The sequence below is a fragment of the Psychroserpens sp. genome (assembly GCF_047633235.1).
Lineage (GTDB): Bacteria > Bacteroidota > Bacteroidia > Flavobacteriales > Flavobacteriaceae > Psychroserpens.
Genome location: NZ_JBLIET010000034.1, coordinates 25,213 through 31,533, shown reverse-complemented (window position 1 = coordinate 31,533; position 6,321 = coordinate 25,213). Strand labels below are relative to the sequence as shown.

General features: G+C 35.5%; 7 protein-coding genes. 2 read left to right on the top strand and 5 right to left on the bottom strand.

Annotation, left to right across the window (positions count from 1 at the left end; all coding sequences use genetic code 11):
* Both ACJAZK_RS11220 and ACJAZK_RS11215 read left to right on the top strand, forming a co-directional pair.
* Positions 1 to 500 (top strand): SPOR domain-containing protein (locus ACJAZK_RS11220; RefSeq protein ID WP_415224049.1); only part of this gene is annotated, 500 nt, incomplete at its 5' end.
* Positions 501 to 755: 255 nt separating this feature from the next.
* Positions 756 to 1,265 carry an acyl-CoA thioesterase gene (locus ACJAZK_RS11215; RefSeq protein WP_028870633.1) on the top strand — a complete coding sequence of 170 codons (510 nt, stop codon included), beginning with the start codon at positions 756 to 758 and terminating at the stop codon, positions 1,263 to 1,265.
* A 74-nt stretch (positions 1,266 to 1,339) separates the two neighbouring features.
* On the opposite strand, the gene ACJAZK_RS11210 is transcribed toward ACJAZK_RS11215, so the two are convergent.
* From ACJAZK_RS11210 to dut, 5 genes are all read right to left on the bottom strand, one after another.
* Positions 1,340 to 2,557, bottom strand: a complete 1,218-nt coding sequence (locus ACJAZK_RS11210; RefSeq protein WP_415224048.1) for a murein hydrolase activator EnvC family protein — start codon at positions 2,555 to 2,557, stop codon at positions 1,340 to 1,342.
* On the bottom strand, positions 2,547 to 3,329 hold the full coding sequence (locus ACJAZK_RS11205; RefSeq protein ID WP_415224047.1) for a DUF4292 domain-containing protein: 783 nt from the start codon (positions 3,327 to 3,329) through the stop codon (positions 2,547 to 2,549). Before ACJAZK_RS11205 ends, ACJAZK_RS11210 begins: the two co-directional genes overlap by 11 nt.
* Before the next feature lie 6 nt (positions 3,330 to 3,335).
* Complete coding sequence (locus tag ACJAZK_RS11200; RefSeq protein ID WP_415224046.1) at positions 3,336 to 4,694, bottom strand: tetratricopeptide repeat protein; 1,359 nt, start codon at positions 4,692 to 4,694, stop codon at positions 3,336 to 3,338.
* Positions 4,695 to 4,753: 59 nt separating this feature from the next.
* A complete protein-coding gene (locus ACJAZK_RS11195) occupies positions 4,754 to 5,773 on the bottom strand; it encodes a sugar phosphate nucleotidyltransferase (RefSeq protein WP_415224045.1) in 1,020 nt (339 codons plus the stop codon).
* Between the two features lie 95 nt (positions 5,774 to 5,868).
* Positions 5,869 to 6,303 (bottom strand): dUTP diphosphatase, encoded by a 435-nt coding sequence (gene dut, locus ACJAZK_RS11190; RefSeq protein WP_415224044.1) that lies wholly within the window; start codon positions 6,301 to 6,303, stop codon positions 5,869 to 5,871.
* Positions 6,304 to 6,321 lie beyond the last annotated feature (18 nt).

Genomic DNA, 6,321 nt, shown 5'->3' with positions numbered 1-6,321 from the left:
GCGAGATTCCTATTGCAATTACTCCAGAGAAACGTGCTTCAACAAGCATAGCTGCCAGACCCTATCTTAAATATGCCGCTGTTGGTTTAATCTTTTTGACCGCAGGAGGTTTGATAGCTTCTAATTACTACGGAAATCAAATTGATAATCACAATCAAATTGCACAAGAAGAAGCCAATGAGCAATTGGATGCCAGAGTACAAGAAGCGACTTTTATAATTGACAGCCCTTTGCCAGCTGCAACACTTCAAGTTGAGAAAATGACTGGTAATTATCATATTGTTGCTGGTGCATTTCGTGTGGAAGCCAACTCTATTAAGAAAGTGCAACAACTCAAAGAGAAAGGCTTTAAAGCTCGTAAAATCGGTATTAACCGCTACGGACTTCACGAAGTGGTGTATTCTAGTCATACAGATAGAGTTGAGGCTTTAAATGCCTTACGTACGATTAAGCGCACGCATAATCGTGAGGCTTGGTTATTAGTAAAGGCATTGGATTAGTCTTCTTTTGCTTGAGAGTCTTTGGACTCTATTAAGAGGAGCTTTACATCATTAATACATTTTTATACAGTAAGGTCTTTCTCGTAACGATCTCAATGGCTAACGTAATCGGACTATCGATATGACAATCCTCAAGTTTGCACTTAGATGCAGTGAAACTAAAATCACATTTCCTTTAGTTAAAATTCAAATTCCTCTTACCTTTGCTAAAACAAGATTTCCGTTTTCACGGAAACAAAAAATTAAACTTTTTTAATGGAACCAAGAACAGCATTTCAGTCTAAAACAGTTATGACCGATTTGGTATTGCCTAGTGAGACCAATCCCTTAAACAATCTTTTTGGAGGCGAATTATTAGCGCGTATGGATCGTGCTGCCAGTATTGCTGCGCGTCGTCATAGCAGACGCATTGTAGTCACTGCCGCTGTAAATCACGTTGCTTTTAATAGATCTATACCTTTGGGAAGTGTTGTGACCATTGAAGCAAAAGTATCTAGGTCCTTTTCATCGTCTATGGAAGTGTATTTGGATGTTTGGATAGAAGATAGAGAGTCTGGTGAATGCATAAAAGCTAACGAAGCTATTTATACGTTTGTTGCTGTTGATGAAACAGGTCGTCCTGTAAAAGTTCCAGAATTAGTTGCTGAAACCTCACTAGAAATTGAACGTTTTGATGCCGCCTTGCGTCGTAAACAATTGAGTCTAGTTCTTGCGGGTAAAATGAAAGCTATTGATGCTACTGAGTTGAAAGCTTTGTTTCTGTAGTTTGAATTCATTTTAAATGCTTCGACAAGTTTCGAACGCTTTTGTAAATCCCGTAGAAAAGTTTCAAAATGCTATTACATTTTGTAAAGCCAACTCGCTGGATTTTCAGGTTGGGAGTCTTTAAATACGCCAAAACCTAGCATTGTTTCCCCTGCGTTATTTGTAAAAACTTCTCCAATTTCTTGCTTTGCGGACACTTTGTCCCCTTTACGCACATAGACTTTTAATAAATTTCTATAAACTGTGATGTAATTACCATGTCTAATTAAAACTACTGGATTAGAGTTCTTTTGACCTGAAACAGCTAATACTTCACCTTCAAAAACAACTCTAACTTTAGCGTTTTTCTCTGTTGCGATTCTCACACCATTGCTATTGATTTTAACTGAGGGATCAATTGGAGACGGTTGTGTCCCAAAGCGCACCTTAACAACACCTTTTACGACTGGCCATGGTAACTTACCTTTATTAGCTACAAAGTTTTTAGCAATTAGTTTTGCTTCTGGTGTTAATGAGAAGTCTGATGAAGACTCTGATTTTCCTGCTTTCTTATTAGATGCAGCAATCGCTTCTCTAATTAATCTATTAATCTCTCTATCAATAGCATCAATGTCTTGTTGTTTCTTTTTGATTTTAGAGGAATATGAGCTTAAATTTTGTCTAATTGACGCCATTAATTTGTCTTGCTCTTTGAGTTCTTTCTCCAATTCTTTTTTGACTGCTCTGTTTTCTACTATGAGCTTATCTTTATCTGCTTTTTGACGTAACAAGTCTGTATTTAACTCTTGAAGTTTTGTGGTTTTCCCTTTAATTAAGTCGCCTTGCTCCTTTTGGTAATCTGTATATTGTTTAATATACTGAAGACGTTTATAAGCCTGTTTAAAATCATCTGAAGATAATAAAAACATCATGCGACTTTGCTCAGATTTGTTTTTATAAGATTTAACGATCATTTCAGAATAGTCTTTTTTGAGCGCAGTCAATTGACCTCTTAAACTAGTTATTTCGTTTTGGTTGGCATTAATTTCACGCGTCAATAAGTTGGCTTGATCGTTAGTGACTTTAATCAAATTACGCCTTACACTCACCTTGTAATTTAAGTCTTCAACTAAGGACACCACAGATTTCTCCTCTTTTTTATTTGAGAATAATAAAACGTTGAGTTGTTTCAGTTCATTCTGAAATTTAACACGTTTAGCCTCTAGTTCTTTTTGTTTAGCACTCTGTGCTTCCGAAGTAAAACTATTCAGCAATAAAAAAAGAAATAGGATGTATGTCAGTTTATTTCGCATTGTCTAATATTATTTCTTCAAAACCTGAAGGGATGTTAAACGGAAATCGAACCTCTTCATTGATAGAAACCGATTTATATTCCATCATTACATTAAACTCTTCGCTATCTTCTAATGCAATAATTTTTATGTTTTGTGGCACTATTTCTTTTTTAACTTCTTGATATCCGGTATAGTCTATTTGAAGAAAACGTTTTTTTAAGGGTTGTAATAATTGCTGAGAATCCATTTTAAAATGTGATGGATTAAACAATAAGAACAGTTCTAATACTGCCCTCTGATTTTTAGGTTGGAGAATATAAGACGCTTCATTATTAGAAATAACATAGGTGTCTTCTTTTAAATCAAAGAGAGATTCTCCAAGCAACAAGCTTTGTACTTTTTTAAAGTTTAATTCTACACCTAATAAATCACTTAACAACTTATAATCCCCATCAAAATACTGGTTATTGATCTTGTCATAAAACTGAACACGATTTGGAGTAATCATCGCTCTCGCTAAACCTAAAGTAGCGCTTAGCCAGATGGTTTTGTCAGTTTCCATTCTTAGATTAAGCGTATATCCAGACTCTTTAAGACCATCAATAATATCAATCTTTACTTTCGCTTGAAGCGTTTTAAAACGAGCGTCGCGTCTACCACTTTCTCTTATTAATTGTTTCGCGGTAAGTTTGGAATCAACTTTGCCATTGGCAACAATACTCCGTGCTGACCTACAAGACATTCCTAGCGTCATTAAAAAGCAGACTATCCCAATTTTAAATATCCTCATAAACTATTAATCTTTCAATAAGGCTTCCGCCTTTTTAGCAAACGTTTGAGATTGGCTAATATTATTTAACTGTCTGTGAGATTCGCTTAACTGTTTGTAGAAGTCAGCTTCCATTTTTGGGTTTTCCACTAAAAAATCTAAACCTATTTCTAAACTTTCTATAGCTTTCTTTGGTTGCTTGATCTTATTATTTGCTACCCCATTAATTAAATATAATATAGGCTGTGACGGGAAGATGTCTAGAGCGTCCTTACTTTTAGTTACCGCATCTGCGTCTTTGTTAAGATCTATTTGAAGTAACAGAACATCAGTTATAATTTTAAAGGCATTAGGCTCTTGTTGTAAGGCTTCTTCATAATAGCTTAATGCTTTTACTTTATCGTTAGATTTTAAGTAATAGTCGCCTAACTCTAATAGCGTTTTCACACTTTTATCTTCACTTATTAATGATGTAACCTCTATTAAATCTGACTCATATTGCGGATTTTTAGAAACAAATCTCACAAAATCATTAAGTACTTTCATTTTTGCTTCTGGTTTTATTATAGAGCTTGTCAGTACGACCTTCATGGATTTAATTGCATTTTGAATATCGTTCTCGTCCAAATAAAACTTATATAAAGCCAAATGCACTAATTGTGATTCTGGATTGAGCTCTAATAAACGCTTTGCAGCGTCAAATGCTTTTTTGGTTTCTTCCGTTTCACTGTAACGATAGATAAGGCGAAGAAAATTAGACTCGTCTTCTGGATTGCTTTTAACACGCTCTTCAAGGTTTCCTATACGATCTTCGTCATTTCCTGTAAGATTATAAATTTGATTACGCAGATAATCTCTATCTTCACTATAACCAGATCGCGCATCCATTTCATCTAGAAGTTTTAAGGCTTCTCTATATTTTTCTAACTGAATATATAAGGATGCTAAATCTTGCTTATAATCTGGATGATACTCTACGAGTTGCGTAACCGTTTTAAGCGCTTTATTCATATCGTTTAACTGAATATAAACACCATAAAGCTCATCTAAAAACCATTCATTCTTTGGGTCTTTAGATACAGCCTCTTTAAAAGCATCCTCAGCAGCTCCAAAGTTTTTAAGCTGCATGTAGTTTTTACCTAATTCATAATATAAAACAGGGTGACTGTCATCGATTTCAATACATTTTATAAGTGCTTCTGCCGATTTTTGATAATTTTCAATGCCCTTTTGTTTCAAAGCTTCAAAGAAATATTCCTGAAATGTATCCTCTACATTTCCTAAATCATCGTTGGGACGCTTATTGAAATCAACTTGCGCATAGGTATTCTGCGGAAGCATAACTATTCCGAAGAAAAAAAGCAGAATGTATAATTTAGTTTTCATAGGTCTTTCCCTTGAAAAAGGGAATCTTATTCGTGTTATAATTGATTAGGCTTCAAATTCTATTCCAAAACAGAATAATCACCAATACTAACCGCTTTGAAATCACCCTTATATATAACGTGATTACCAATCATGGCATTGTCTAAAGTAGCATTAATAATATTGGTATGGTTTTGTATTAAGCTATTTTTAACGCTTGAATTCTTTATTACACAATTATCGCCTATAGAAACATTAGGTCCAACTGTAGCATTGTCTAGTTCTACATGTTCACCAATATAGCAAGGCTCAATGACTGTTGAGTTATTATTTATCACAGATTTGGCAATCATTTGCTCTTCACCATCTGCTTTTAGGAAGCCTAACATTCTTGTATTGGTTTGGAGAGTCACGTTTTTGTTTCCGCAATCCATCCACTCATCTACAGTTCCCGTTTTAAAGATTTTACCGTCTGCCATCATACGCTTGATACCGTCATTAATTTGGTACTCCCCTCCATTCATAACGTTTTGATCAAGAACTTCTTGCAATTTATCTTTTAACACTTCGACATCTTTGAAATAGTAAATCCCGATCACTGCCTGATCACTCACAAAGGTTTCTGGCTTTTCTACCAATTCTACAATCTCTTGTTTACTATTCAGTTTTACAACTCCGTAAGCCTCAGGATTTGCTACTTTTTTAGTCCAAATCACACTATCGGCACTGGAATCTAGATCAAATTCTGCACGAATTAATGTATCTGCATAAGCGATTACTGCAGGTCCAGCAAGCGATGGTTTAGCACACATAATCGCGTGACCAGTTCCTAACGGTTGATCTTGACGATAAATCGATGGTTTTGCGCCTAAACTTGTTGCCAAATCTTTTAGACTCTCTACAACATCATCACCAAACCAAGCTGGGTCACCTAATACAAAAGCTATTTCATCCACAGGTTGTTTTAATACTTTCACGATATCTTTGACCAACCGATGCACTATAGGTTGACCAGCGACTGGAATTAATGGTTTTGGAACTGTTAAGCTATGTGGTCTTAAACGAGAACCTCGCCCTGCCATTGGTACTATTATTTTCATCGAAAAATTTATTTTTCGTTTCCGTGAAAACGGAACTCTTATTAATTAACTATTTATTTTGAGGTTCTTCTATTCGTTCTGAATGACATCTCGATTTATTCTAACCCTGTACTTCCGAACCCACCTTCACCACGATCGGTATCAGAGAGCAATTCTACTTCTGTCCACTCAGCACGTTCATGCTTTGCAATCACTAATTGTGCAATACGTTCTCCATTATTTATGACGAAGTCTTCATTAGATAAATTAACTAAAATCACACCTATTTCGCCTCGATAATCGGCATCTACCGTTCCTGGAGCATTGAGTACTGTAATACCTTTTTTTGCTGCTAATCCGCTTCGTGGTCTTACTTGTGCTTCGGTCCCAACTGGTAATTCTATAAATAGACCTGTACCCACTATTGTGCGTTCTAAGGGTTTTAAAACTCTCGATTCAGATAAACTCGCTCTTAAATCCATTCCTGCCGAAGCTATCGTTTCGTAATGCGGTAACTCGTGATTAGATGTGTTTATGATTTTGATTTGCATGATATAGATTATTAGCTT